Origin of the sequence: Micromonospora sp. NPDC049048 (assembly GCF_043197615.1) — a bacterium.
In the GTDB taxonomy this organism is placed as follows: domain Bacteria; phylum Actinomycetota; class Actinomycetes; order Mycobacteriales; family Micromonosporaceae; genus Micromonospora.
On the sequence record NZ_JBICTM010000003.1, the window covers coordinates 320,953 to 347,656 of the forward strand.

22 protein-coding genes and 1 pseudogene are annotated in these 26,704 nt (G+C 75.0%); 12 read left to right on the forward strand and 11 right to left on the reverse strand.

Annotated features, from left to right (window positions below):
- Window positions 1-138 precede the first annotated feature (138 nt).
- From glnA (ACGFIG_RS12075) to ACGFIG_RS12090, 4 genes are all read left to right on the forward strand, one after another.
- Window positions 139-1,488, forward strand: a complete 1,350-nt coding sequence (gene glnA, locus ACGFIG_RS12075) for a type I glutamate--ammonia ligase (protein ID WP_393002891.1) — start codon at window positions 139-141, stop codon at window positions 1,486-1,488.
- A gap of 108 nt (window positions 1,489-1,596) precedes the next feature.
- Window positions 1,597-2,022, forward strand: a complete 426-nt coding sequence (locus ACGFIG_RS12080) for a DUF350 domain-containing protein (protein WP_393001927.1) — start codon at window positions 1,597-1,599, stop codon at window positions 2,020-2,022.
- 35 nt (window positions 2,023-2,057) lie between these two features.
- The gene (locus ACGFIG_RS12085; RefSeq protein ID WP_393001929.1) at window positions 2,058-2,753 is read left to right on the forward strand and encodes a helix-turn-helix transcriptional regulator; all 696 of its coding nucleotides are present in this window, start codon (window positions 2,058-2,060) and stop codon (window positions 2,751-2,753) included.
- Window positions 2,754-2,881: 128 nt separating this feature from the next.
- Window positions 2,882-3,259, forward strand: coding sequence for a VOC family protein (locus ACGFIG_RS12090; RefSeq protein ID WP_393001931.1), 378 nt, complete (start codon window positions 2,882-2,884; stop codon window positions 3,257-3,259).
- A 254-nt stretch (window positions 3,260-3,513) separates the two neighbouring features.
- On the opposite strand, the gene ACGFIG_RS12095 is transcribed toward ACGFIG_RS12090, so the two are convergent.
- Window positions 3,514-4,029, reverse strand: coding sequence for a hypothetical protein (locus ACGFIG_RS12095; RefSeq protein WP_393001933.1), 516 nt, complete (start codon window positions 4,027-4,029; stop codon window positions 3,514-3,516).
- A 208-nt stretch (window positions 4,030-4,237) separates the two neighbouring features.
- Here ACGFIG_RS12095 and ACGFIG_RS12100 point away from each other — a divergent pair, with 208 nt between their 5' ends.
- Complete coding sequence (locus ACGFIG_RS12100; protein WP_393001935.1) at window positions 4,238-5,122, forward strand: virginiamycin B lyase; 885 nt, start codon at window positions 4,238-4,240, stop codon at window positions 5,120-5,122.
- A 19-nt stretch (window positions 5,123-5,141) separates the two neighbouring features.
- Here ACGFIG_RS12100 and ACGFIG_RS12105 read toward each other — a convergent pair whose 3' ends face one another.
- Window positions 5,142-6,017, reverse strand: a complete 876-nt coding sequence (locus tag ACGFIG_RS12105) for an LD-carboxypeptidase (protein ID WP_393002893.1) — start codon at window positions 6,015-6,017, stop codon at window positions 5,142-5,144.
- 194 nt (window positions 6,018-6,211) lie between these two features.
- On the opposite strand from ACGFIG_RS12105, the gene ACGFIG_RS12110 reads away from it, so the two are divergent.
- Together ACGFIG_RS12110 and ACGFIG_RS12115 are read left to right on the forward strand one after the other, a co-directional pair.
- On the forward strand, window positions 6,212-6,979 hold the full coding sequence (locus tag ACGFIG_RS12110; protein WP_393001937.1) for a type 1 glutamine amidotransferase: 768 nt from the start codon (window positions 6,212-6,214) through the stop codon (window positions 6,977-6,979).
- Window positions 6,979-9,996, forward strand: coding sequence for a bifunctional [glutamine synthetase] adenylyltransferase/[glutamine synthetase]-adenylyl-L-tyrosine phosphorylase (locus tag ACGFIG_RS12115; RefSeq protein WP_393001939.1), 3,018 nt, complete (start codon window positions 6,979-6,981; stop codon window positions 9,994-9,996). The genes ACGFIG_RS12110 and ACGFIG_RS12115 overlap by 1 nt, the downstream gene beginning before the upstream one ends.
- Window positions 9,997-10,016: 20 nt before the next feature.
- Here ACGFIG_RS12115 and ACGFIG_RS12120 read toward each other — a convergent pair whose 3' ends face one another.
- Together ACGFIG_RS12120 and ACGFIG_RS12125 are read right to left on the reverse strand one after the other, a co-directional pair.
- Window positions 10,017-10,721, reverse strand: a complete 705-nt coding sequence (locus tag ACGFIG_RS12120; RefSeq protein ID WP_393001941.1) for an SAM-dependent methyltransferase — start codon at window positions 10,719-10,721, stop codon at window positions 10,017-10,019.
- Between the two features lie 95 nt (window positions 10,722-10,816).
- Entirely contained in the window at window positions 10,817-12,535 is a 1,719-nt protein-coding gene (locus ACGFIG_RS12125) for a hypothetical protein (RefSeq protein ID WP_393001943.1), read from the reverse strand.
- Window positions 12,536-12,579: 44 nt separating this feature from the next.
- Between ACGFIG_RS12125 and mptB (ACGFIG_RS12130) the strand changes: the two genes are divergently transcribed.
- From mptB (ACGFIG_RS12130) to ACGFIG_RS12140, 3 genes and pseudogenes are all read left to right on the forward strand, one after another.
- Entirely contained in the window at window positions 12,580-13,980 is a 1,401-nt protein-coding gene (gene mptB, locus ACGFIG_RS12130) for a polyprenol phosphomannose-dependent alpha 1,6 mannosyltransferase MptB (protein ID WP_393002895.1), read from the forward strand.
- A gap of 176 nt (window positions 13,981-14,156) precedes the next feature.
- Window positions 14,157-15,650 (forward strand): annotated as a pseudogene (gene mptB, locus ACGFIG_RS12135) (polyprenol phosphomannose-dependent alpha 1,6 mannosyltransferase MptB); the annotation flags it as partial.
- Window positions 15,651-15,773: 123 nt separating this feature from the next.
- Window positions 15,774-16,523, forward strand: coding sequence for a phosphotransferase (locus tag ACGFIG_RS12140; RefSeq protein WP_393001945.1), 750 nt, complete (start codon window positions 15,774-15,776; stop codon window positions 16,521-16,523).
- Between the two features lie 202 nt (window positions 16,524-16,725).
- On the opposite strand, the gene ACGFIG_RS12145 is transcribed toward ACGFIG_RS12140, so the two are convergent.
- From ACGFIG_RS12145 to glnA (ACGFIG_RS12155), 3 genes are all read right to left on the reverse strand, one after another.
- Window positions 16,726-17,736, reverse strand: a complete 1,011-nt coding sequence (locus tag ACGFIG_RS12145; protein WP_393001947.1) for a hypothetical protein — start codon at window positions 17,734-17,736, stop codon at window positions 16,726-16,728.
- A complete protein-coding gene (locus tag ACGFIG_RS12150) occupies window positions 17,733-18,092 on the reverse strand; it encodes a PadR family transcriptional regulator (protein WP_393001949.1) in 360 nt (119 codons plus the stop codon). Before ACGFIG_RS12150 ends, ACGFIG_RS12145 begins: the two co-directional genes overlap by 4 nt.
- A gap of 374 nt (window positions 18,093-18,466) precedes the next feature.
- On the reverse strand, window positions 18,467-19,891 hold the full coding sequence (glnA, locus tag ACGFIG_RS12155) for a type I glutamate--ammonia ligase (RefSeq protein WP_393001951.1): 1,425 nt from the start codon (window positions 19,889-19,891) through the stop codon (window positions 18,467-18,469).
- Between the two features lie 305 nt (window positions 19,892-20,196).
- On the opposite strand from glnA (ACGFIG_RS12155), the gene ACGFIG_RS12160 reads away from it, so the two are divergent.
- Window positions 20,197-20,598, forward strand: a complete 402-nt coding sequence (locus ACGFIG_RS12160; protein ID WP_393001953.1) for an RDD family protein — start codon at window positions 20,197-20,199, stop codon at window positions 20,596-20,598.
- 80 nt (window positions 20,599-20,678) lie between these two features.
- Here the strand turns inward: ACGFIG_RS12160 and ACGFIG_RS12165 are convergent, their stop codons facing one another.
- The 3 genes from ACGFIG_RS12165 to lipA form a co-directional block, all read right to left on the reverse strand.
- Complete coding sequence (locus ACGFIG_RS12165) at window positions 20,679-21,368, reverse strand: DUF4191 domain-containing protein (protein ID WP_393001955.1); 690 nt, start codon at window positions 21,366-21,368, stop codon at window positions 20,679-20,681.
- A gap of 86 nt (window positions 21,369-21,454) precedes the next feature.
- Window positions 21,455-23,131, reverse strand: a complete 1,677-nt coding sequence (locus ACGFIG_RS12170) for a hypothetical protein (protein ID WP_393001957.1) — start codon at window positions 23,129-23,131, stop codon at window positions 21,455-21,457.
- A 65-nt stretch (window positions 23,132-23,196) separates the two neighbouring features.
- Entirely contained in the window at window positions 23,197-24,246 is a 1,050-nt protein-coding gene (gene lipA / locus ACGFIG_RS12175; RefSeq protein WP_393001959.1) for a lipoyl synthase, read from the reverse strand.
- Between the two features lie 421 nt (window positions 24,247-24,667).
- On the opposite strand from lipA, the gene aspS reads away from it, so the two are divergent.
- Window positions 24,668-25,954, forward strand: coding sequence for an aspartate--tRNA(Asn) ligase (gene aspS / locus ACGFIG_RS12180; RefSeq protein WP_393001961.1), 1,287 nt, complete (start codon window positions 24,668-24,670; stop codon window positions 25,952-25,954).
- A gap of 110 nt (window positions 25,955-26,064) precedes the next feature.
- On the opposite strand, the gene ACGFIG_RS12185 is transcribed toward aspS, so the two are convergent.
- Complete coding sequence (locus ACGFIG_RS12185) at window positions 26,065-26,694, reverse strand: TetR/AcrR family transcriptional regulator (protein ID WP_393001963.1); 630 nt, start codon at window positions 26,692-26,694, stop codon at window positions 26,065-26,067.
- Between the last annotated feature and the right edge of the window lie 10 nt (window positions 26,695-26,704).

Genomic DNA, 26,704 nt, shown 5'->3' on the forward strand with positions numbered 1-26,704 from the left:
CGACGGAGTCGGCTGCGGGACCGGCGGGACGCCCGCCGGCCGGTCGCGTAACGTCGGCGTAACGAGGCGGGTGGAGACTGGTCGGTCAGGCCGGGCGAACCCCGGTCGCAGGTGTGCAAGGTGTCGCGAGGGGTGGAAGTGGACCGTCAGCAGGAGTTCGTCCTCCGTACGCTGGAAGAGCGGGACATCCGGTTCGTCCGGCTGTGGTTCACCGACGTGCTGGGCACGCTCAAGAGCGTGTCGGTGGCCCCCGCCGAGCTGGAGGCGGCCTTCGACGAGGGCATCGGGTTCGACGGCTCGGCGATCGAGGGCTTCGCCCGGGTCTTCGAGTCCGACATGGTGGCCATGCCCGACCCGACCACCTTCCAGGTCTTCCCGTTCGAGGGCGGGGTCAGCGGCGAGAGCGCCCGGATGTTCTGCGACGTCCTGCTGCCCGACGGCAGCCCGTCCTGGGCCGACCCGCGGCACGTGCTGCGCCGGGCGCTGTCCAAGGCGGCCGAGAAGGGCTTCACCTTCTACACCCACCCCGAGATCGAGTTCTTCCTGCTGGAGAACGGCCCGATGGACGGCTCGGTGCCCGTACCGGTCGACACCGGCGGCTACTTCGAGCACACCACCCACGCCGTGGCCCGCGACTTCCGCCGGCAGGGCGTCCTGGCGCTGGAGCGCATCGGCATCTCCGTGGAGTACAGCCACCACGAGGTGGCCCCCGGCCAGCAGGAGATCGACCTGCGCTACGCCGACGCGCTCACCACGGCCGACAACATCATGACGTTCCGGCACGTGGTGAAGGAGGTGGCGCTCTCCACCGGCGTGCAGGCCACTTTCATGCCGAAGCCGTTCACCGACCAGCCGGGCAGCGGCATGCACACCCACCTGTCGCTGTTCGAGGGGGAGCGCAACGCGTTCCACGACGCCAGCGACCCGATGAAGCTGTCCAAGGTGGCGCGGGCGTTCATCGCCGGGCTGCTGGTGCACGCCCGGGAGTACACGGCCGTCACCAACCAGTGGGTCAACTCCTACAAGCGGCTGTTCCCGCAGGCGCTGCCGGACCGCGTCACCGAGAGCCCCGCGTACGTCTGCTGGGGTCATCTGAACCGGTCCGCGCTGGTCCGGGTCCCCGCCTACGGCAAGCCGAACTCGGCCCGGGTGGAGATCCGCTCGCCCGACTCGGCGGCCAACCCCTACCTGGCCTTCGCGGTGCTGCTCGGCGCCGGGATGAAGGGCATCGAGGAGGGCTACGAGCTGCCGCCGGGCGCCGAGGACGACGTGTGGTCGCTGACCAGCGCCGAGCGCCGGGCGATGGGCTACGAGCCGCTGCCGGAGAACCTCTCCGAGGCGATCGACGTGATGGCCGGCTCCGAGCTGGTCGCCGAGGTGCTCGGCGAGCACGTCTTCGACTTCTTCCTGCGCAACAAGCGGGCCGAGTGGGAGCAGTACCGCCGCGAGGTCACCCCCTACGAACGGCAGCGCTACCTGTCGCTGTAGGGCTGTCTTCCCGCGCTGGGACGGGGCTCCCGCCGGTGGCGCGGTGCCGCTATCGTCTCGGTCACCGCGCCGGCACCCCCGCCGGGCGCAGAGTTCGGGAGGCAGTCGGTGCTGGAAGACCTGCTCAACGGAGCATGGCAGAGCCTGGTGTTCGGAGTCGTCGGGGTGGGCCTGATGGCGGCCGGGTTCGGGCTGGTCGACCTGCTCACTCCCGGCAGGCTGCGGGAGCTGATCTGGGTGCGGCGCAACGGCAACGCCGCGCTGCTGCTCGCCGCCAACCAGCTCGGCATCGCCGGGATCGTGTTCACCGCGATCCTGACCAGCTACAGCGACTTCGACAAGGGGATCCTCTCGACCCTCATCTTCGGCGTGGTCGGGCTGGCCATCATGGCGCTGGCGTTCTTCGTGCTGGACCTGCTGACCCCGGGCAGGCTCGGCGAGATCATCTGCTCCGACGAGCCGCACCCGGCGGCCCGGGTCAGCGCCGCCACCCACTTCGGCGCGGCACTGATCGTCTGCGCCTGCATCGCCTGACCTGTCCCGTCACACCCCCGCCGTAGGTTGCGGGGGTGAACCGGACGGACCGTCTCTATGCCCTGGTCGAGGAGCTGCGCGCCGTGTCGCCACGGCCGCGCAGCGCCCGCTGGCTCGCCGACCGCTTCGAGGTGAGCACCCGCACCATCGAGCGCGACATCGGCGCCCTCCAGGAGTCGGGCGTGCCGATCTGGGCCGAGCCGGGCCGCACCGGCGGCTACGCGCTTGACCGGGCCCGCACCCTGCCGCCGGTCAACCTCACCCCCGTCGAGGCGGTCGCCATGGCGGTGGCGTTGCACCGGATGCGCGGCACGCCGTTCGCCGCCGCGGCCGGCACCGCCCTGCGCAAGCTGATCTCCGTGATGCCGGCCGCCGATGCCGCCGAGGCGCACCGGCTCGCCGCCCGGGTGCACCTGATCGGCGACGGCCCGGTGACGCCCGTCCCGGCCGCCGTCGCCGACGCGGTGCGCGCGCGACGCGTGCTGCGCCTGCGCTACGCCGACCGCTCCGGTGCCGGCTCGCTGCGCGACGTGGAGCCGCTGGGCTACCTCGGCAATCCCCGACACTGGTACCTGCTGGGCTGGTGCCGGCTGCGGGCCGGCATCCGCGCCTTCCGCGTCGACCGGATCACCTCGGTCACGACCCTCGCCGAGCGGGTGCCGGAGCGCGAACTGTCCGCCGACGACATCGACATTCCCCAGGAGCGGATCCGCCGGCTCAGCCTGGTCTGAGCCGGGACAGCGCGGCCACGGGCCGGTGTCGGCGGAGAAACACCGACAGGACGGTGTCGCGGGCGGGGTCGAGGCTCTCTCCTGACGGCGCCGGCCGACCGGCCGGCGCGCGGAGACGGGAGGCACCCATGACCATCGGCAACGCCGTGACCTGGTTCGAGATCGGCACCGAGCGGCCGGACGAGGCCGAGCGCTTCTACGGCGACCTGTTCGGCTGGAGCTTCACCGAGGAGGGCACCGCGGGAGCGTCGTACCGGACGACGGGGGGCGGCACCGGTGCGGGCATCGGCGGGGCGGTCCGGGGGACCGGCGGGGCGAGCCCGAACTACGCGGTCTTCTACGTGCAGGTGGCCGACGTGGCGGAGACGGTGCGGCGGGCGGAGGCGGCCGGCGGCAAGGTGCTGGTGCCGCGCACGGAGAACGACAACGGGCTGACCCTCGCCCATCTGCTCGACCCGGCCGGCAACCACTTCGGCGTCTACGCCCCGCCGCCCGCCGACTCCTGACCGGCCAGCGGTCCCGTCCCCCGGCGGACCACCGCCGCCGCGCTGCCCGCCGCCCGGCGTGGTGGTGCGGGCGCTTGCGGGCACCGCCGTCACTCCACCGGGCGTGATGGTACGGGCGCCCGCCGGCACCGCCGTCCCTCCACGGGGTGTGGTGGCGCCGGCGGTTGCGGGCATCGCCGTCCCTCCACCGGTGTGGCGGTGCCGAGCCTTTCGGCACTCGCCACACCGGCGGGACGGGATCGGTCAGCCGGCCGTCACTTTCCGGCCGGTGCGCCGTGGCCGCCCCGACCGCCCGGGCCGGGCAGGACGCCCGCCTCGACGGCGGCGGTGACGGCGTCGGCCTGCTCCTGGGTGAGCTTGCCGTCCTCGACGGCCTGCGCCAGGCGCTCCTTCAGCGCGGCCTGCCGGTCCGCGGAGTCGCCCCGCTCGCCGCGTTCGGGCCGGTCGCCCTTGTCGCCGCGTTCGGGCCGGTCGCCCTTGTCGCCCTTCCCGGCCCGGTCGGCCGGCTTGTGCTCCGCGCGCAGCTTCTCCAGCGCGGCCGTCACCTTGTCGGTGTCGACGCCCAGCTCCTCGGCCAGCTTCTCGGCGAACTCCGCCTGCCGGTCGGTCCGCTGCTGCTGGCGCTCGCCGTTCTCCGTGGCACTGGCGCTCGGCGTCGGGGTGGCGCTGTCCGCGGCGGATGCGACCGCCGGGGCGGTGAGGCCCACGCCGAGTACGCCGGCTGCGGCCAGCCCGGCCAGCAGGTGCTTCTTCCTCATGGTGCGGGACACGTCGTCCTCCAGCTCGTCGTTGGATGGTGCGATGACGTCACCGACAGTGACCAGCCGGGCTGGGGGTGAGCCGTGGCGACCCTGTCAGCCAGCTGGCAATCTGGCGGTGCGACCGGACAAAGGGGTTGCACCGGCGCGCGGGGGCGGTAAGGGTGTGCGGTCGGCACGGCCCCCGCCCGGGTCGAGCAGGTGACGGAAGGTGATCGTCTTGACGACGTCCGCGAAGATCCGGGAAGTTCCGCTGACCGGGGCCGGCGCCGGCCCGTACGCCATCACGGTCGGCCCCGACGGCGCGCTGTGGCTGACGCTGGTCCACGCCGGTGAGATCGCCCGGCTGGGCGCGGACGGCGAGCTGCGCACCTGGCCGGTGGCGGCCGACAGCCGACCGCTGATCATCACCCCGGGTCCCGACGGCGCCCTGTGGTTCACCCGCTCCGGCGACGACCGGATCGGCCGGATCACCACCGACGGCGACCTGAGCGCCGTCGAGCTGCCGGCCGGCACCGGCCCCTGCGGCATCGCCGCCGGTCCCGACGGCGCCCTCTGGTACGCGGCCATGAGCGCCGACGCGATCGGCCGGGTCACCGTCGACGGGGAGCAGACGCGGTTCCCGCTGCCGGTGCGCGGCGGCTTCGCCTCGATGGTCGCCGCCGGGCCGGACGAGGCCGTCTGGTTCACGCTCAACCAGGCGGACGCGGTGGGGCGGATCGGCATGGACGGCGCCGTGACCCTGCATGCGCTGCCGACCGAGGGGGCCGCGCCGGTCGGCATCACCGCCGGCGTCGACGGGGCGCTCTGGTTCGTCGAGATCGGCGCCGGTCAGCTCGGCCGGATCACCCCGGACGGGCGGATCACGGAGTTCCCGCTGCCGGACCGGTCCGCCCGGCCGCACGCGATCGTCGCCGACCCGGCCGGCGGCTGCTGGTACACCGAGTGGGGCGGCAACCGGATTGGCCACGTGACCCCCGACGGCGCGATCACCACCCACGACCTGCCGATCCCGGCCTGCGAGCCCCACGGCCTCACGGTCGCCCCGGACGCCACGGTCTGGGTTGCCCTGGAAACGGGTGCCCTGGCCCACCTGACCCCCTGAACGAGGGCCGCGCGGCCGGTCAGCGGACGGCGGGGGCGACCGTGAGGGTGCCGGCCTGCGTGTCGAGGGTGGCCTCGGTGCCGACCGGAACGGTGAGCTGGTTGCGGCCGTGCCCGATCGGGAGGCCGCCGAGGACGGGGACGCCGAGGTCGCCGAGGCGCTCGGAGAGCACGTCCGCGACGCCGACCGACCAGCCGTCCGCGCAGTCGGTGAACTGGCCCACCGCCACCCCGGCCAGCCCGTCCAGGGCGCCGGCGCGGCAGAGCTGGGTGAGCATCCGATCCACCTTGTAGGGCGGCTCCTGCACGTCCTCGACGAGCAGGACCGCCCCGGTCAGGTCCGGCATGTCCGGGGTGCCCAGCGACGCCACGATCAGGCAGAGGTTGCCGCCCAGCAGCGGGCCGGTGGCCCGGCCGGGCACGCGTACCGCGAAGGTCTCCTCCTCGGCCACCGCGCTCACCGTGACCGGCTCGGTGGTCATCAGGGCGGCGTGCAGCGACTCGGCCGAACGCAGCGGCGTGCGCTCGTCCAGCCAGGCGGCTCCCGGGCCGTGCACCCCGGCCAGCCGGGCGCCCCGCCAGAGCGCGAACTGGAGCGCCGTGATGTCGGAGAAGCCGGCGACCACCTTCGGGTCCCGGCGTACGGCGGCCATGTCGATCGCGTCGACGATCCGCTGCGCGCCGTAGCCGCCCCGGGTGCAGATCACCCCGCGCACCCCGGGGTCGGCGAACGCCGCGTTGAGGTCGGCGGCGCGCAGCTCGTCCGCGCCGGCGAGGTAGCCCTGCCGGGCGTACGCGTTCGGCGCGAGTACCGGCCGCAGCCCCCAGCCGGTGAGCAGTTCGACGCCCCGGGCCACCCGTTCCGGTCGGGTCGGGCCGGACGGCGACACCAGCATGACGGTGTCGCCGGGGCGCAGCACCGGCGGTCGTACGGCGGTGGCGGGGGTCGTACGGGCGCGGTCGGGCACAGCGGCAGAGCCTAGTCGCGTACGCGCGGGCTCCGGGCACGTACCGGTCGTCGGGCGCGCCCGGCGCCGTGCCGGTGGAGGCGTTCTGGGGTCCGTCGGGGTCACCGGATAGCCTCGACGTCGTGGCTACCGCGTTGGTGATCGAGAATGACCCGACCGACGACGTCCGCCGGCTCGGTGAGTGGTTGACCGAGGCCGGCCTCGACCTGTGGGTGGTTCGCGCCCACGCCGGTGAGGAGATCCCCGCCGACCTGACGGGCTATTCGGCGCTGGTGGTGCTCGGCGGCGGGCTGCCGCCGTACCCGCTGCCGGACGGGTCGCCCGCCGCGCCCTGGCTCCCGGCGTTGGAGGGGCTGCTGCGCAAGGCCGTCCGGCACCGGGTGCCGACGCTCGGCATCTGCCTCGGCGCGCAGCTGCTGGCCACCGCGCACGCCGGCGAGGTCGTGCGGAGCCCGAGCGGCCCGGAGGCGGGCGCCACGGTGGTCGGCAAGCGGGACGCCGCCGACGCCGACCCGCTGTTCCGTTACGTCCCGCTGATGCCCGACGTGTTCCAGTGGCACGCCGACGAGATCTCCGAACTGCCCCGGGGCGCCACCCTGCTGGCCGCCTCCACCCGCTACCCGCACCAGGCGTTCCGCCTCGGTGACCGGGCCTGGGGGTTGCAGTTCCACATCGAGTGCGACACCGCCATGATCGCCGACTGGGCCACCGACTCGAGGCTGCTGGCCGAGCTGGGTTACGACCCCGACCTGGTGGTGGCGGCCTGCCACGACGTGATGGTCGACGTCGAGGAGGTCTGGCAGCCGTTCGCCGCCCGGTTCGCCGCGCTGGCCCTCGGTGAGCTGGAGGACGCGGAGCCTCGCCGCAGCCTGCCCCTGCTCGGGCAGTGATGAGCCGGCCGGCCAGGGCCGTGGGACGGCTCGCGCGCTACGGCTTCGGCACCGAGGGCGGCGTCGGCGCCACCCGCGCCGACGACCTGCTCGGCCCGGACGGGCTCGGGCTGTGGCGGCCGGACGTGCAGGAACCCGTCGACGAGCGCGCGGCGGAGCTGCTCGTCGCGCTCTCCCGGGCCGCCGACCCGGATCTGGCGCTGCGCCAGTTGCACCGCATCGTCGAGGCCGAGCGCCGGGCCACGCCGGAACAGGAGCACCCGGCGCTGCTGGCGGCGCTCGCCGACGACCCCGGCCTGCGCCGCCGGCTGATCGCCGTCCTCGGCGCGTCCTCCGCGCTCGGTGACCACCTGGTCGCCAATCCCGACCAGTGGCCGGCCCTGAGCACCGCCCCGGACGGGCTGGCGCCGATCGCCGAGGGGCGACTCGACCTGTCCGGCGACGGGCGGCCGGTGGCGGTGCTGCGCAAGGCGTACCGGCTGGCGCTGCTGCGCATCGCGGCGGCCGACCTGACCGGCGGCCGGGGCCTGGAGCAGACCATGGCCGCGCTCTCCGCGCTGGCCGACGCGACCCTGGCGGCGGCGTACGAGATCGCGGTCGGCGAGCTGCCGGAGGGCACCCCCCGGCCCCGGCTCGCCGTGGTGGCGATGGGCAAGTGCGGCGGCGGCGAGCTGAACTACGTCTCCGACGTCGACGTGATCTTCGTGGCCGCCGAGGACGACGACCTCGCCGCCGCCACCACGGTCGCCACCCGGCTGATCCACGTCTGCGGGCTGGTCGCCTGGCCGGTCGACGCCGCCCTGCGTCCCGAGGGCAACCGGGGTCCGCTGGTGCGGACGCTGGCCAGCCACCTCGCCTACTACCGGCGCTGGGCGCGCACCTGGGAGTTCCAGGCGTTGCTCAAGGCGCGGCCGGCGGCCGGCGACCTGGCGCTGGGCCGGGAGTGGATCGAGCAGCTCGCCCCGCTGGTGTGGCGGGCCGCCGAGCGACCCGAGGCGGTCGAGGACGTACGCGCCATGCGGCGCAAGATCATCGACAACATTCCGCCGAAGGAGCTGGAGCGCGAGATCAAGCGCGGTCCGGGTGGGCTGCGCGACATCGAGTTCGCCGTGCAGCTGCTGCAACTGGTGCACGGCCGGGGCGACGAGTCGCTGCGGGTACCCGGCACCATCCCCGCCCTGCGCGCCCTGGTCGCCGGCGGCTACGTCGGCCGGGCCGACGGCGAGGGGCTGCTGCGCGGCTACCGCTTCCTGCGCGGCGTCGAGCACCGCCTCCAGCTCCAGGGGTTGCGCCGCACCCACACCGTGCCGACCGAGCCGGCCGCGCTGCGCTGGCTGGCCGCCGCGCTGGGCCACACCGCCACGCCGGGCCGCAGCGCCGTCGAGGAGTTCCGCGCCGAGTGGGTCACCCACGCCACCGAGGTACGCCGCCTGCACGCCAAACTCCTCTACCGGCCGCTGCTGGAGTCGGTGGCCCGGGTGCCGGCCGACGGGCTGCGGCTGACCCCCGAGGCGGCCCGGCACCGGCTGGAGATCCTCGGCTTCGCCGACCCCGCCGGGGCGCTGCGGCATCTCCAGGCCCTCACCGGCGGGGTGAGCCGCACCGCCGCCATCCAGCGCACCCTGCTGCCGGTGCTGCTCAGCGAGTTCGCCGACGCCCCCGAGCCGGACCGTGGCCTGCTCAACTACCGGCAGGTCTCCGACAAGCTCGGCAGCACCCCCTGGTACCTGCGCCTGCTGCGCGACTCCGGGCCGGTGGCGCGCCGGCTGGCCCGGGTGCTCTCCTCGTCCCGCTACGCCGCCGACCTGCTGGCCCGCGAGCCCGAGGCGCTGCGGCTGCTGGCCGAGGAGAGCGAGCTGACGCCCCGGCCCAGGGCGGTCCTCTGCGAGGGTTTCGCCGCCGCCGCGGCCCGGCACGCCGACCCGGTCGAGGCGACCCGGGCGATCCGCGCGCTGCGTCGCCGGGAACTGGTCCGGATCGCCTGCGCCGACCTGCTGAGCCGGGCCGGCTCGTTGGCCCCGTCGCCGCCCCGGCCCGACGGCGCACGGGCGGCGCTGGGCCTGGCCGACGTGACCGCCGTCGGCACCGCCCTGGCGGACGTCACCGACGCCACCCTGTCCGCCGCGCTGCGGGCCGCCCGGGCGACCCAGCCGCCCGTGCCGGGGCTGCGCTTCGCGGTGATCGGCATGGGCCGCCTCGGCGGGTACGAGTCGAACTACCTCTCGGACGCCGACGTGCTCTTCGTCTACGACGCGCCGGCCGGTGCGGGTGACGGCGCGGCCGGCTCCGCCGCCCGCGCGATCGCCGAGGAGTTGCGCCGGCTGCTCGGGATGCCCGCGCCCGATCCGCCGCTCGGCGTCGACGCCGACCTGCGCCCCGAGGGCCGGCAGGGCCCGTTGGTGCGCAGCCTCGCCGCGTACGCGCAGTACTACGCCCGCTGGTCGAAGGTGTGGGAGGCGCAGGCGCTGCTGCGTGCCCGGTTCGTCTGCGGCGACGCCGACCTAGGCGCCGAGTTCGAGGCGATGATCGACCCGGTGCGCCACCCGGCCGACGGGCTGAGCCGCGAGCAGGTGGTGGAGATCCGCCGGATCAAGGCGCGGGTGGAGCACGAGCGGCTGCCCCGGGGCGCCGACCCGGCCACCCACACCAAGCTCGGGCGGGGTGGCCTCGCCGACGTCGAGTGGGCGGTGCAGTTGCTCCAGCTCCGGCACGCCGGGGCGATCCCGACGCTGCGCGGCACGCGTACGCTCGACACCCTCGCGGCGGCGCGGGACGCGGGCCTGGTCGACCCGACGGACGCCACCGAGATGGCGGCCGGCTGGACGCTGGCCGCCCAGGTCCGCAACGCGCTGATGCTGGTCCGGGGCCGGGAGGGCGACCAACTGCCCCGGCACGGCGTCGAGCTCGCCGGGGTGGTCCGGCTGCTGGGCCGCGACGACCCCGGCGAGTTCCTCGACGAGTACCTGCGCACGTGCCGCCGCTCCCGGGCGGCGATGGAGCGGGTGCTCGACTCCTGAGACCCGCGCCGGCGCGGGTCTCAGAGGCGGCGGTGGACCAGCACCACGTGGTCGACCAGCTCGCCGATCTCGCCGGCCGGGCCGGTGGCCTGCCGGCGCGGCGCGCCGAGCCGCTCGGTGTCCCACCGGTCGGGGGCGAGGTCGAGCGTGGCCAGGGTCTCCTGCGGCGTGGCGAAGCGCGCGTGCGGGTGGTCGTGCCGTCCCCACGGCGGGACCTCGCCGTGCTCGACGATCAGCAGCCGGCCGCCGGGGGCCACGGCCCGGGCCGCCGAGCGCAGCAGCTCCGCCCGGGGGAACTCCAGCGGCGACTGGAGGAACTGCGCGGAGACCAGGTCGTACTCGCCCGGGGGGAAGGTGCGGGTGAGGTCGTGCCGGCGGAACTCGATGCGGGACGCGACCCCGGCGGCGGTCGCCTCCTCGGCCGCGCGGGCGAGGGCGGTCTCGGAGACGTCGACGGCGGTCACCCGCCAGCCCTGCCCGGCCAGCCAGATCGCGTCGCCGCCCTCCCCGCAGCCGAGGTCCAGCACGGTGCCGGCCGGCAGCGAGCCGGCGACGTCGACCAGGATCGGGTTCGCCCGGCCGCTCCAGACCCGCTCGTGCCGCCCGTAGTGCTCCTCCCAGAACCGCGCGGTCTCCTCGTCCACGTCCGGGTGCCGCCCGTCGTGGCCGGTGGCCGCCGGGGTGTGGTCGTGCCGGTGCTGCCCGGCCGTCGTGTCGTGGTGCACGTCTCGTCCTCCTCGCCTGCGTGACCTGCCGCGTCGATCGTGCGCGCCCGTCGGCGGAGGGAGCAAGAAACGTTGCCGGACCGGCAAAAGGTTGGTCAGCTACCGAGCCGGTACTGCCCGGCCCGGGGCACCGTCACCGCCGTCCAGCCGCCGTCGGCGGCGACCGTGGCCCCGCCCGAGGCGGCCAGCCAGCGACTGTGTCGTACCCGGACCAGCACCCTGCCGGCGGCCGGGGCCCGGAACGTCACCGACGCGCCGTCCTGCGCGACCAGTTCGGCCGGTGCCCCGACGATCGGGGTCCGGTCGGTCACCGCCCAGACCCGCCAGTGCGGGCCGGACCAGACGGGCGTCAGGTAGGGCAGCCCGCCCCCGATCAGTTCCGCCTCGGCCCGGCCGACCCAGGACAGCGGGGCGTCCGGCACCGCGACGAACTGCACCGCGTTGTCGCCGAGCCAGTCCCGGTAGCTCGCGGCGGTCAGCGGCACCCCGGTGCCGGCCGCCCCCGGCACGGTGGTGAAGAAGAGCGGGTTGCGGTCGATGTCGGCCTGCCGCAGCCAGCCCCGGGCCAGCGGCAACTCGCCCAGCCTCGCCGCCTCCCAGTAGTTGCGGGTCGGCGGAATCTCCACCCGGCCGGTGAGCCGTTGCCCGTCGAGGAACGCGCGCAGCGGCGCGAAGTAGGCCGCCCGGCTGGTCGGGTCGTCGACGCTGCGCAGGTCGGCCGGGGGCACCGGCGGCTGCCACCAGCACACCGCCGCCAGCAGCGCGGCCAGCCCGACGCCGCCCCGCAGTCGGGCCAGCCCGGTGCCGCGCGCCCCGGCCCGGGCGGCCTCGCCCCGGGTCCCGGTCCGGGCGTCGTCGCCCCGGGTTTCGGCCGCGGCGTCGGCCTGCCGCCCCGCTGCGGTCCGGCCGGTGCGGGCGAGCCACCGCGTCAGCCGGGCCGGGGGGCGGGCGGCGGCGGCCAGCAGGGGCAGGGCGAACATGACCGCCAGCCGGGTGGCGTTCAGCCCCACCGGGGTGTGCACCAGGGCCGCCGCCAGCACCCCGACCGCCGAGAGCAACGCCCCCACCCGCACCGGCCGGTAGCCCACCAGCGCGGCGACGAGCAGGCTGGTCAGCACGGCGCGGACCGTGTCGGTGCGGCTGATGTTCATCCAGCCGCCATCGCCGAAGAGCAGGGCGGTCAGCCCGAGCGGCAGCGCGGCGGCGACGCCGAGCACCAGGCCGTCGGCGTACCGGCGGGTCAGCAGCAGCGCCGCGCCGGCCAGGCCGACGAAGAGACCCGCCACCGGACTCGTCGCCGAGGCCAGCAGCGCCCCGGCCGCCGCCAGCCCCAACCGGACGAACCGCCGGTGCCCCGCCCGCCGGTCGGGCCCGGCGCCGGCCGGGACAGGGGGGAGGGTGAGGGCGAGCAGTGCCCCGAGGCCGAAGGCCACCCCGAGGCCGTACGTCACCCGTCCCGAGACCAGGTTCCCGGTGATGGTGAGCACCCCGACCAGGCTGCCGAGCAGCGGACGGGGCACCCCGGTACGCACCAGCAGCGCCGCGAACGCGGTGGCCGCCGCCACCAGGGCCAGCGCGCCGGTGACCCGCACCCCGAGCAGCGCCATCACCGGCTGGGAGAGCAGGCTGTAGCCGAACTGCTGCACGCCGCCGTACCAGCGCAGATCCACCGGCGCGAAGCTGTGGGCGGCGAAGAAGTCGGCCCGCGCGACCTGCGCGGCGAGGTCGGAGCCGGTCGGCGGGAGAATGAGGTAGGCCACGCCGAGGAGCGCGGCGGACGCGGCGGACACCGCCACCACCCGACTGCGCCGCATGCCCACCTCCGTACCGCGACCACCGTACTGGCAGCATGACCGGCGTGCCTCACCACCTCGCGCGCTGGATCGGTCTCGCCGGCTCGACGCTGCTCGCCGTGGCCGCGTTCCTCGGCGGCGCGTTCCCCGACGGCGACCTGCGTCCCACCCCGGTCAGCATCTGGCAGGGCCCGTACGGCCCGCTGATCATCGCCACCTGGGCGGTCGGCACCGGCGCGATGGCGTACGCCTGGTGGTCGCTGCGCGACCGCGTGCCCTCGACCCGCTGGGCGCTGGTCACCGTCGGGCTGTGGCTGCTGCCGCTGCTGGTCACGCCGCCGCTGGGCAGCCGGGACGTCTACGCGTACGCCTGCCAGGGCGCCAGCTATGCCGCCGGGCTCAACCCGTACGAGCAGGGCGTCTCCGCGTTGCCGTGCCCGTGGCTGGACACCATCTCGTACATCTGGCGGGACACCGCCGCACCGTACGGACCGCTGTTCGTGCTGCTCGCCGGGGCGGTGGTCGAGGCGACCGGCTCCCTGTACGGCAGCATCGTGCTGTTCCGGCTGCTCGCCGTCGTCGGCGTCGGGCTGACGGCGGCCACCCTGCCGGCGCTGGCCCGCCGCTGCGGCGTACCGGCCGGGCGGGCGGTCTGGCTGGCGCTCGGTTCGCCGCTGATCGGGGTGCACCTGGTCTCGGGCGCGCACAACGACGCGCTGATGGTGGGGCTGCTCGTCGCCGGGCTGGCCGTGGTGGTGTCCCGGCCGGGCCGCCCCGGGCCGCTGCTCGGCGGGGGAGTGCTGCTCGGGCTCGCCGCCGCCATCAAGGTGACCGCGCTGGTCGTGGTGCCGTTCGCCGCGCTGGCCGCGATCGTCGGGGCGTACTCGATCAGGGCGCTGCTGCGCGACGGCGGCTGGGTGGTCGGCGGGGCTGTCGCCGCCGTGGTCGGCGCGACCCTCGCCACCGGCCTGGGCTTCGGCTGGGTGACCGGGCTGGAGCAGGGCGGCCTGGTGATCGCCTGGACCTCGCCGCCGACGGCGGTGGGGCAGACCGTCGCCTACCTCGCCGCGCCGTTCGGCTGGCACGGCGACCCGCTGCCGGTCACCCGGGGGATCGGCATGGCGGCGCTGGCGCTGGTGCTGCTCTGGCTGTGGTGGCGGGCGCGCATCCGGGAGCCGATCTGGCACGCCGGCCTCGCGCTGGCCGCCACCGTCGCGCTCGCCCCGCTGTTCCACCCCTGGTACTGGACCTGGCCGCTGGCGGTGCTCGCGGCCACGGCGCGGCGTACCGGGTGGTTCGCGGTGGTCACGATCGTCTCGTCGTTCCTGGTGCTCGCCGACGGCACCGGCCTGGCCCGGTACACCAAGACGGTCGGGGCGCCGCTGATGACGCTGTTCGTGATCGTGGTGGTGGTCCGCTTGGTACGGTCGGCCCGAGCGGCCCGTCGACCGGCCGCCGTGGACTGAGGAGAGGGCCGCCGGTGACCACTCCCGGCACCCCGCCGGCCACGCCCGGCACCCCACGACCGCCCGGTCCGCAGCCACTCCAGGGCCCGCCGCCGTCCCAGGGCCCGGCACCGCCCGGTCCGCCGCCATCCCAGGACCCGCCACCCGGGCCTCCGCCGTCGCCCGGACCCCCGTCGTCCGGGCCTGCTCCGCCGTCGCCCGGTGCCGCCGAGCTCGCCCGGTGGGCCGGCCTGGTCGGGGCGGTGCTGCTGACCGTCGCCGGCTGGCTCGGCGGCGCGCTGCCCCGGGCGGCCACCCCTGCTGCCGGCCTCGGCGGCGAGCCGTGGACCGTCGCGCTGTGGCTCGTCGGCACCGGGCTGCTGGTCGGCGCCTGGTGGGCGCTGCGCCGGGGCGCGCCGTCGACGCGGTGGGCGTACCGGACCGCCGGGCTGTGGGCGCTGCCGCTGCTGGCCGCGCCGCCGCTGGGCAGCCGGGACGTCTACTCGTACGCCTGTCAGGGCTGGGCGTACGCGCACGGCGTCGACCCGTACGTGAACGGTGTCGCCGAGGCCGGCTGTCCCTGGGTGGACTCGGTGGCGCCGATCTGGCGGGACACGCCGGCGCCGTACGGGCCGGTCTTCGTGCTGCTCGCCGCGCTCGCCGTGACCCTCGGCGGCGGCCTGGTGGGCGCGATCGTGGCGTTCCGGCTGCTCGCGGTCGCCGGGGTGCTGCTGGCCGCCGTCTGCCTGCCGAAGCTGGCCCGGGCCGCCGGCGTACCCGCCCGTCGGGCGGCCTGGCTGGCGCTGGCCAGCCCGCTGGTCGGGGTGCACCTGATCGCCGGCGCGCACAACGACGCGGTGATGCTCGGCCTGCTGACGCTGGGGCTGCTGGTGCTCCTCCGCCGGCCCGGCCGGCCGGGGCCGCTGCTGCTGGCCGGGGCGCTGCTCGGGCTGGCGGTGACGGTGAAGGCGACCGCCGTGGTGGTGCTCCCGTTCGCGGCGCTGGCCGCGGTGCGCCAGTCGCCCGTCGACGGCTCCCGGAAGGACCGCCACACCGTACGGGCGCTGCTGCGCGACGGCGGCTGGCTGGCCGGCGGGGTGATCGGCGGGGTGGCCGTCACATCCCTGCTCTCCGGGCTCGGCCTCGGCTGGGTGGGCGGGCTGACCCGCAGCGGCGACTCGGAGCAGTGGACGTCGCCGCCCACGGCGGTCGGCTTCGTCGTCGACTACGCGGGCGGGCTCGTCGGCCGGGAGCCGGGCGCGGTGCCGGTCGTCCGCGCGGCGGCCCTGCTGCTGCTCGCCGTGCTGGTGACGGCGCTGTGGTGGCGGGCGTGGACGGGGCTGCGCCGGGCGAGCGGCGTCGGGCAGCGGGTGGCCCGCCCGGACGCCGCCCGCCCCCGGGCCGCGCTGCTCGGGGCCGGGCTGACGCTGGCCGCCACGGTCGCGCTGGCCCCGGTCTTCCACCCCTGGTACGCCACCTGGCCCCTGGCGCTGCTCGCGGTCGCCGCGACGCGTACGACCTGGTTCGTGGCGCCCTGCGCGGCGGCGGCCTTCCTCGCCCTGCCCGACGGCACCAACCTGGCCCGGTTCAGCAAGGCCCCGGGCGCGCTGGCGATGACGGCGCTGGCGGCCGGGCTGGCGGTGTGGGGCCTGCTCCGACTCCGCCGGGCCCGGCCCGCGCCCCCGGACTGAGGGGCCGTGCCGCGCGTTCCGGCCGGCGGGGTTCGCGCCGCGTTCTCGGGGCGCTTCGCTCCCGTGCCGCGCGCCCGGCCGAGGTCCGTGGCGCGCCGCGGCTGGCGAGTCCATGATCATGGGGTGAGCGCAGCCGAGGAACCGTTGCCGAGCAACGCCACCGCCGGTGTGGTGCGCGTCGGCGACACCGTGCGCCGCCCGGCCGGCCCCTGGACCGACGCGGTGGACGCCCTGTTGGAGCACCTGCACGCGGTGGGATTCTCCGGCGCGCCCCGACCCCTCGGCCGGGACGCACAGGGCCGGCAGGTGCTGGAGTACGTCCCCGGTGAGGTCGGTGCGGCGTCGGGCACGTACCCGGTGGCGGACCTGTTCGCGATCGGCCGGATGCTGGCCGAGCTGCACGAGGCGCTGGCCGGCTTCACCCCGCCGGCCGGCGCGGCGTGGCAGCGGCTCATCCCGCCCGACCGGGAGGAACTCGTCTGCCACAACGACGTGGCCCCCTGGAACCTGATCAGGGCGGACCGGGGCTGGGTGCTGGTCGACTGGGACGCCGCCGCGCCGGGCTCCCGGCTGTGGGACGTCGCGTACGCCGCGCAGAGCATGGCCGGCCTGCGCCCGGACCGGCCGGTGGCCGAGTCGGCCGCCCGGCTGCGCGCCTTCGCCGACGGCTACCGTCTCGACGAGGCGTCCCGCCCGGCCCTGGCCGGAATGCTCGGCCGCCGTGCCCGGGCGATGTACGAACTGCTGCGCGAGGGCGCGGAGCAGCGGCGCGAGCCGTGGGCCCGGATCTGGACCGAGGACGGCCCGTACTGGCTGGCCACCGCCGACCACCTCGCCGCCCACACGCGGGAATGGGAGGCGGCCCTGCGCTGACCGCCCTCCCGCCACCGCGGGCGAACCTCTCGGCGAGGGCCGCCCCGCCCCTCACCGCCGGGGCCGGGCGTCGTCACCTGACGCCGAGGCGGGGCCCCGCCACTCGCGGTCGTAACTGCGGCGAGTGGAATGCTGTGGCTGTCAGAACCTCGGGTGACAGCCGTGGTGTTCCACTCGCCGCCCGGGTGCCGCTGCCCCTGGTCTACGTGACCCGCTCGGTGGTACGGCCGCAGGACGGGCAGCGGTCGCCGGTGCCGACCGGCCCGGGTCCGCGTAGGCGCCTGCGCAGGGCGAGCGCCAGCGGCAGCAGCGCGGGGCCGGCGACGCCGACCAGGACGGCCGTCGCGGCGAGGGCGTCCCAGCCGGGGTTGGGCGCGCCGCGCATGTTGCCGTCGAGCGCGCCGGCCAGCGGCTGAAGGAAGAGCAAGCCGACCGGGGGCAGCAGCACCAGCAGCGCCCAGCCGCCCCGGTGGTCGGCCCGCAGGGCCAACCCGGTCCCGAGCAACAGCACCACGACGAGCAGTGTCACGGCGGCGCCGGGCAGCACCCCGCTCGCCGTCCAGCCGTAGTAGCTGACGTAGAAGTCGTTGCGGGGCAGCAGGTTGACACTCGTGAGGCCGGCGGCGGCCACCGCGAGCAGGGGCGCCGTCCGGATCAGCGCCGGCAGCCGTTCGGGCAGGGCCAGCGCCACCAGCCCCAGCCCGACCTGTGGCAGCAGCACGAACAGCGGTGGTCGGGGCAGGCCGGCGAGGGCCGCAACCGGTACGACCGCCACCGTGAGCAGCAGGGCGAGGGCCACGGCGCGACGGGTCCACCGACCCGGGGCCGCCGCGTGCACGGCCGCGGCGAGCAGCCAGGCCGCCCACACCCCGATCCCGAGCGAGACGAACGGTCCGGCGTGCGGCACGTCCCACGGCGCCGTCGGCGGGTGCAGCTCCAGCACCGACCAGGCCCCCGCCAGCGCGGTCGCGGTGACGAAGGCGAGGACGGCGGCGAGGCGTACGCCCGGAACCAGGTCGGCGGCTCCGGCGGCCCGCAGCCGCTGACGCAGGCCGCCGCGCAGCAGGTCCGCGGCGTCCGCGGGAGAGGGCCAGCGTCGGTCCGGGGCGGCCAGGTCGAGGTACGTGCCGACGATCTCCGCGCCGCGGGCCCGCCGGTATTCGGCCGGGTAGGCCCGCAGCAGGCGGTGGTAGCGCCGCTCCAGGTCGCTCATGCCAACCCTCCGGCGGTACGCGCGGCGAGCGGCCGGGACGCGCGGGCGCGCAGCCGGGCGGTGGCCGCCTCGACGTTGCGGCGCAGGCGCTCGGTCTCGGCGCTCAGCGTGGCGTCGCCGGCGGGGGAGAGGCGGTAGTAGCGGCGTAGCCGGCCGTCCACCACCTCCTCGCGGTCGACCTCCACCAGGCCGGCGTCGGTCAGCCGGTCGAGCGCGCCGTAGAGGGTGCCGGGGCGCAGCGACACGCGCCCGTCGGAGAGGGCGGCGACCTCGCCGATCAGGCCGTAGCCGTGCAGCGGCTCGCCGGCCAGCGCGGTGAGGATCAGGAAGGTGGGTTCGCGCAGCGGTGTGTCCACGCCCGCAATATAACGGACGCGAAGGTATGGGGCGGCCCTTTCGGCTGCGTCGCTCCACGTTGCGATTGCCTGCACCGCTGCCACCCCGCGCGGCTGCAACACGAGCCCCAACGTGGGCCGGCGGCACCGGTGGAACACCATGGCTGTCAAAACCCGCCGGAGACACCCATGGTGTTCCACCGGTCGTGCGGCTCGGGCGGTGTCGACCGGTCGGCTGCGCGCGGGTCGGCAGTTGGAGGTCGTGGCGCACTTGCCGAAGAGTGGCATCGCCTGGTCCACGAAGAACGCAGGGCTCCGGGACGGAGAAGGAAAGCCATCGGACGAGAAGAAGGAAGGCCCCGGGCGGACCCGGGGCCTTCCTGCGGATATTCGAATCAGCAGTCGAAGTACATGGCGAACTCGTGCGGGGTCGGGCGTAGGCGCACCGGGTCGACCTCGTTGGTGCGCTTCCACTCGATCCAGGTGGAGATCAGGTCGGGGGTGAAGACGCCGCCGTCGAGCAGGTAGTCGTGGTCGGCCTCGAGGGAGTCGAGCACCGCCGACAGCGAGCCCGGCACCTGCTTGACGTCGCCCCACTCCTCCGGCGGGAGGTCGTAGAGGTCCTTGTCGATCGGGGCCGGCGGCTCGATCTTGCTCTTGATGCCGTCCAGGCCGGCCATCATCATCGCCGAGAAGGCCAGGTAGACGTTGGCCGACGGGTCCGGCACGCGGAACTCGACCCGCTTGGCCTTCGGGTTGTTGCCGGTGACCGGGATGCGGGTGCAGGCGGACCGGTTGCGCTGCGAGTAGACCAGGTTCACCGGCGCCTCGAAGCCCGGCACCAACCGGCGGTACGAGTTGACCGTCGGGTTGGTGAAGGCCAGCAGCGACGGGGCGTGGTGCAGCAGGCCGCCGATGTACCAGCGGGCCATGTCCGAGAGGCCGGCGTAGCCGGTCTCGTCGTAGAACAGCGGCTCGCCGTTCAGCCAGAGGCTCTGGTGGGTGTGCATGCCGGAGCCGTTGTCACCGAAGAGCGGCTTCGGCATGAACGTCGCGGTCTTGCCGTTGGCCCAGGTCTCGTTCTTCACGATGTACTTGAAGAGCTGGAGCTGGTCGGCGGCGTGCAACAGCGTCGAGAACCGGTAGTTGATCTCGGACTGGCCGGCGGTGCCCACCTCGTGGTGCGAGCGCTCCACGGTGAACCCGCTGTCGACGAGTCGGCGCACGATGCTGTCGCGCAGGTCGGCGTAGTGGTCGACCGGCGGCACCGGGAAGTAGCCGCCCTTGTAGGCGGTCTTGTAGCCGCGGTTGCCGCCCGGCTCCTCGCGGCCGGTGTTCCAGGCGCCCTCGACCGAGTCGATGTAGTAGAACGACTGGTGCGCCGAGGTCTCGTGGCGGATCGAGTCGAAGATGTAGAACTCCGCCTCCGCGCCGAAGTACGCGGTGTCGGCGATGCCGCTGGCGGCCAGGTAGGCCTCGGCCTTCTTCGCCACGTTGCGCGGGTCCCGGCTGTAGGCCTCGCGGGTGAACGGGTCGTGGATGAAGAAGTTGAGCGCGAGGGTCTTTTGGGCCCGGAAGGGGTCGATGAAGGCGGTGGCGACGTCCGGGAGCAGGAGCATGTCCGACTCGTGGATCGCCTGGAAACCGCGGATCGACGAGCCGTCGAAGGCCAGGCCCTCGGTGAAGAAGGCATCGTCGACCGACTCGACCGGCAGGTTGAAGTGCTGCATCACGCCGGGCAGGTCACAAAAACGTACGTCGACGAACTTCACGTCCTCGTTCTTGAGGTATCGCAGGAGTTCCTCGGGATTGGCGAACACACGTCCTCCTGGCACGTCCACGGGTGGCTAGGCTCCTGACGACGCTATGGCCGTGCGGTTGCCCGGCCGTGTCTTGAGTGTTTCTGCCGTGTTACGTCCCTCGCGGAGCGTCATCCGCGCCGCTCGGGCGGGGTGCGACCGGGCAGCGGGACGTCATCGGCTGGGTAATTCTATTGATGTCTGCTCGCTTTCGCCCCTTTTTGTCGTGCGGTTGCTGGCGGAGCAGGCCGGCGTCAGCCCGTCGCACTCGTGGTGCGGGTGGTCGTCCCCGATCCGTCTCTCCGACCTGGATACCCTTGACCGCTGTGACCAACCCGCATGATCGCCCCGTACCCCCCGCGTCGGATCCCACCTTCACCCCGCCCAGCCTGGGCCGCCGGTTCGGCGCACTGGTGATCGACTGGGTGCTCTGCCTCCTGGTCGCCGGGTTCTTCTCCGACCCGGTCCGCGACGGGTGGGCGCCCGTGCTGGTGCTCATCGTCGAGTACGGCTTCTTCCTCGGCCTCTTCGCCCAGACGCCCGGCATGTTCATCACGAAGATCCGCTGCGTCGCCTGGGCCGACGGCGGCCGTATCGGGCTGCTGCGGGCCCTGCTGCGCGGTCTGCTGCTCGCCCTGGTCGTGCCGGCCCTGCTGATGGACGGCCACCGTCGTGGCCTGCACGACCGCCTGGCGGGCTCCGTCGTCACCGACGCCCCGCGCCCCTGACCTGCGGCACGCCCCCTGAAACGCAGCAGAAGCCGGGCCCTTCGCACGGGCCCGGCTCCTGCTCGCGTACGCGTCGCGGGTCAGCGACCGCGCGTCTGGCGGAACGCGCCGCGCGGGGGCCGCATGTTCTTCGGGATCGCGCCCTTGGGCATCTGCGGGCGGGCGGTGAGCGCCTTGAGCCGCTTGTCGAGCGAGTTGACGTCCTTGCCGCTGAGGTTGCGCGGCAGCCGCATCAACGTCATCCGCAGCTTGCGGATCGGCAGCTCGCCCTCCTCCTGACCGATCACGTAGTCGAAGAGCGGGGCGGAGCCGATCACCTTCGCCAGCCGCCGCTTCTCCTGGCCGAGCAGGCCGCGCACCCGCTGCGGGTTGCCCTCCGCCAGCAGGATCACGCCCGGCCGGCCGATGACCAGGTGGACCATGTCCATCTGGGTGGTGGAGCTGACGGCCGGGGTGACCCGCCAGTCGCCGCGCATGCTCTCCATGATCTGGGCCGCCGCGCCGGGCTGCCCCTCGGCGGCGTTCATCATCGCCCGGTTGGACCGCAGGTTGAGCACGATCAGCAGGCAGAGCAGGGCGAACAGGATGCCCAGCGGCAGCCAGATCCAGCCCCAGATCAGGACCGCGACCACGGTGAGCGCGAGCGGGATCAGCACCGCGCCGGCGGCCAACGGCGCGAACCACCGGTCCTGCTTGGCGGTGAACTTGAACACCATCCCGATCTGCTTCAGCCGCTGGCCGAACGAGACCTTCTCCTGGGGCTTTGCCATGCCACAGAGTCTAGTGGTCGCCGCACGTCGCACTGTCCGCGGCCGGGCTCAGTCCAGGTGGTCCGCGGCCGGGCGTGGTCCGGCGGTCACCGGCCGGGCAGGTAGATCCGCCAGCCGGGGACCACGACCAGGTCGAGCGCGGCCGGATCGGTGCGCAGGCGCTCGTCCAGACGGGTGGCCAGCGGCGACCCGGCCGGCGCGACCCACGCCGGCGCCGCCGATCCCCACACCGCCCGGCGGTACGGCAGGTACCGGTCGTGCCCCGGGCGCAGGTCGTCGTCGACCACCGCGCAGAGCACGTCCTCCCGGGCGGCGAAGGTGAGCCGGTTGCAGGTCCAGTAGCCGCCGTACACGTGCCGGACGCCCCGCTGGCGCAGCGCGGCCACCAGTTCGGCGTGCCGGGCCTCGGCGGCGCGGGCGGTCGGCGCGGCGCCCACCGCGCCGGCGGTCGCCACGGCGGCGGTGCCGAGGGTGGCTGCGAGCGCCCCGCCCACTGCGACGCGGGGCAGGTGGGCGACCGCCCCGCCCGCCGCGACGCGGGGCAGGTGGGCCGTCCGCCGCCGGGCGGCGGCCCACAGCGGCCACAGCAGCGCGGGCACCGAGATGAGCAGGCAGGACAGGTACCGGGAGCTTTCGACCGGTGTACGCCCGGCCGCGCTGCTCAGCGTGTAGGCGGCCAGCGTCGCGACGGCTGCCCCGACCAGGGCGAGCGACAGGGCCGCCCGGACCCGCGCCACGGCGTCACCAGATCCTGGACAGTTGCCGTCCGGTGCCGACGGCAGGTGTCCAAGATCGGCGGGGGCGGGCGGTCGGCGGAGCAGGCGGAGGGCCGTGACGGTGGCCAGGAGCAGGAGGATGGGAAGGGCTGCGGCCCACCACAACTGCCAGCCGGCGCAGTGACCGGGGGAGCAGAAGCCCATGCCCAGCGGCGGGCCGAGCACCAGCCCGCCGTGCAGCCGGTCCGCCCAGCCGGCGGCCTGCCCGGAGCCGCCGGCGGCCAGCACCGCGGCGAGCGGGTCGCGCCCCGTGGCGAGGCTGTGTACCAGCAGCGGCGCGGCCCCGAGGAGCGCGGCGGCACCGAGCAGCACCCCGGCCCGGCCCCGCAGCTCCCGCCGCCGGTACGCGAGCAGCACCGCGCCGGTCGCCGCCACGTACGGCAGCACCAGCGGGTCGACCCAGACCATCAGCCCGGCCAGGAAGCCCCACGCCGCCCAGCGCGGCAGCCGGCGTCCCGGTCGTCCGGCCGCCAGGTCGTACGCCAGCACGGCGAGCGCCACCCCGGCCGCGTTCATCTCCGGGTACCCGCCCCCGGCGATGAGCTGGTTCTTCACCACCCGGTCCGAGCCCAGCGCCAGCAGCGCCACGACGAGCAGGGCGAACCAGCGGTCCCCGGTCAGCCGCAGCGTCAGCCGCCAGGCGAGCACGACGAAGACCGCGTACAGGGCGAGGACGGGCAGGCGCAGGCCGAGCGTCGACGGGCCGGCCAGCGCGAACACCGGTGCGGCCAGGTACGCCTCCAACGTCCCCATGTACGCCTGGCCGTAGAACCAGACGGGGAACTCCTGTCCCCGCGCGATGTGCAGCGCGGCCAGCCCCATGGTGGCCTCGTCGCTGTTGGTCGGCGGCGCGTGGTGCAGCAGCAGCCCGAGGCGGTAGGCGATCCCCGCCACGACGGCGAGTACGGCGAGGACAGTCGGGAGCCGGTGCCGGCGGGCGGTCGGAGTCGCGGGACGCGGGTGGCGGTGGCGTACTCCGACCGTCATGAGCCGATCATGGCAGTCGGCCGCCGGCCCGTGGTCGAACGAGGCCGGCGCGTCGCCGGGACGGGTCAGCCGGCGGTGACCGGGAGGGCCTCGCGGGCCTCCAGCGCCTGCCGGTAGAGCCGCCCGGCCCGGTACGACGAGCGCACCAGCGGCCCGCTCATCACGCCCGCGAAGCCGATCTCCTCGGCCTCCTCGCGCAGCTCGACGAACTCCTCCGGCTTGACCCAGCGGGTGACCGGGTGGTGCCGGGGGGTGGGGCGCAGGTACTGCGTGATGGTGATCAGCTCGCACCCGGCGTCGTGCAGGTCGCGCAGCGCCTGGGAGACCTCGGCGCGCTCCTCGCCCATGCCCAGGATCAGGTTGGACTTGGTGACCAGTCCGTCGGCGCGGGCCTGCCGGATCACGTCCAGCGACCGCTCGTAGCGGAACGCCGGCCGGATCCGCTTGAAGATCCGCGGCACGGTCTCCACGTTGTGCGCCAGCACCTCCGGCCGGGCGCCGAAGACCTCGGCGAGCTGCTCGGGGACCGCGTTGAAGTCGGGGATCAGCAGCTCCACGCCGCAGCCGGGCTGGAGGGTGTGGATCTGCCGGACGGTCTCGGCGTAGAGCCAGGCGCCGCCGTCGGGCAGGTCGTCGCGGGCCACGCCGGTGATGGTCGCGTAGCGCAGGCCCATCGAGACCACCGACTCGGCGACCCGGCGCGGCTCGTCGGCGTCGAACTCGGCCGGCTTGCCCGTGTCGATCTGGCAGAAGTCGCAGCGCCGGGTGCACTGGTCGCCACCGATGAGGAAGGTGGCCTCCCGGTCCTCCCAGCACTCGTAGATGTTGGGACAGCCGGCCTCCTGGCAGACGGTGTGCAGCCCCTCGCGCGAGACGAGCCCGCGCAGCTGGGTGTACTCCGGGCCCATCTTGGCCTTGACCTTGATCCACGGGGGTTTGCGCTCGATCGGCGTCTCGGCGTTGCGTGCCTCGATCCGCAGGAGACGCCGCCCCTCGGGGGCGGGCGTCGCCGTGCGCGCTGCCTGGCCGGTCGTCGGCGCGGAGTGCTCGATCGTCACGAAACCGAGCCTACGCCCGACGGCCGCCGTCGATGTAGTTCGGGCGACCGGCGTCACCCCCGAAACGCGTGACGCTCAACACGAGGGTCGACGGAAAACCCGTCACAGGAGCCCCGGCGGGGGTGCTAGCGTGCCGCCAGAGCTGTGACGGAGCCGAGTAGCGCCCCGACCCGCCAGTTGAAGAGAGCCGCCGGTTGCTGCGAGGCGGTCTGGCACCGGGCCCGCGAAGACCCTCCCGAGCTGCGGGAAGAACGGCGGATGGCCGGCGCGCCGCGCGCCTGCGCGGGCAGGCCGCACCGCCCAGTAGAGCCCGCCCGGCTGGCCCCGGTGAAAAGGCGACGAAAGAGGCCCCCGTTCCGCGGGGGCGAAGGTGTGGTGGCACCGCGAGGTTTCCCGCTCGCCCGCACCTGACGGGGTTGGGGCGACGCCCGCCACCGGAGCTGGCAGGCGTCGCGATCGACCGAGAGGCAGCCCTGCCATGCGACGTGTCCTGTCCCGCCAACTCCGCGCCCACGTCGGCGCGCCCGTCCGGATCGCCGGCTGGGTGCACCGCCGTCGCCCGCTCAAGTCGGTGGCCTTCCTGATCGTCCGGGACGCCGCCGGCCTCGCGCAGGTGGTGGTCACCGACCCGGCCGTCCGTGCCGAGGTGGAGAAACTCACCGAGGAGACGGTCGTCGAGGTCGCCGGCACGGTGGTCGCGAACCCGACGGCCCCCGCCGGGGTCGAGCTGACCGCGCCGACGGTACGACCGCTCGGCCCGCCCGCCGTACCGCCGCCGTTCGACCTGTACCGGCCGGCGCTCACCGCGAACCTGCCCACCCAGCTCGACCATGCGCCCGTCGCGCTGCGCCACCCGACCCGGTCGGCGGCGCTGCGCGTCTCGGCGGCGGCGGTGTCCGGCTTCCGGGCCACGCTCGACGCCCGCGACTTCGTGGAGATCCACACCCCGAAGGTGGTCGGCTCGTCCACCGAGAGCGGGGCGAACGTCTTCGCGCTGGACTGGTTCGGCCGGCCGGCGTACCTGGCCCAGTCGCCGCAGTTCTACAAGCAGCTCATGGTCGGCGTGTTCGAGCGCGTCTACGAGGTCGGGCCGGTGTTCCGGGCCGAGCCGCACGACACCGTCCGCCACCTGGCGCAGTACACCTCGCTCGACGCCGAGCTGGGCTTCGTCGCCGACCACCGGGACGTGATGTCCGTGCTGCGCGACACGCTGGCCGGGATGCTGGGCACTGTCACCGAGCGGGCCGGGGCCGCGCTGGCCACCCTCGGGGTGTCGGCCCCGGACGTGCCGGACGAGATCCCCGCCGTGCACTTCACCGAGGCGCTCAGGATCGCCGGCGCGCCGGCCGACGAGCCGGACCTCGCCCCGGCGCACGAGCGGGCGCTGGGCGAGTGGGCGCGGCGGGAGCACGGCTCGGAGTTCCTCTTCGTCACCGGGTACCCGATGGCGAAGCGGCCCTTCTACACCCACCCCGACCCGGCGCGGCCCGCGTACTCGAACGGGTTCGACCTGCTCTTCCGGGGCCTGGAGCTGGTGACGGGCGGGCAGCGGCTGCACCGGCACGCCGACTACCTGGCGGCGCTCGCCGCCCGGGGCGAGCCCGTCGAGCCGTACGCCGGCTATGTCGACGCGTTCCGGCACGGCATGCCGCCGCACGGCGGCTTCGCCATCGGCCTGGAACGCTTCGTGGCCCGCCTCACGGGCGCGACCAACATCCGAGAGGTCACCGCCTTCCCCCGCGACCTCCACCGCCTGACTCCCTAACCCTCCCCCGGATGGCCCCCGTTGATCATGAAGTTGTTGTCGTCGGCATCGGCGTGTCGCGTCGATAACTTCATGATCAACGCGGCCGTGCCCGGGGTGGGGCGGGTGGGTCAGGGGCGGGGGCGGGTGCGTAGGTGGGTGCGTAGGGCGCGGCGGGCCAGGGGGCCCAGGTCGTCGAGCACCTCCACCAGGACCGCGAGGCGTTCCAGCGCGTCGAGGGCGTCGCGCCCGCCGGCCGGGTCGACGCCCTCGAAGAGTTCCAGGCCGACGAACGCGGCCGAGATCGCGCGGGCCAGCCCCGCCGGGTCGGCGATCGGGGCGACCGGCGAGTCGCGCAGCAGCCGGTGCAGCACGGTCTCGATCTCGGCCGTCCACAGCCGCAGCGCGGCGGCCGTCGGCTCGGCGAGCCGCTCGTCGGTCTGGGCGCCCGCGAGCAGCTGGGCCAGGACGGCCACGTTGCCCTCGGCCCGTTCCTGCTCGTGCAGGACGCGACCCAGGTCGAGCAGTTCGCCCAGCGACCGTACCTGCGCGAAGCGGGCGCGGTAGACCGCGACGCGGGCCGCCGTCGCGTCCCGGCAGGCCTCGGCGAGCAGGGCGTCGACGCTGCCGAAGTGGTAGAAGACCAGGGCCTGGTTCACCCCGGCGGCGGCGGCGATGGTGCGGGCCGAGGTGCCGGCGATGCCGTGGCTGCGGATTGCCGCGAGCGCGCCGTCGATCAGCTTCTGGCGGGTGGCGGCCATGGGGGTCCTT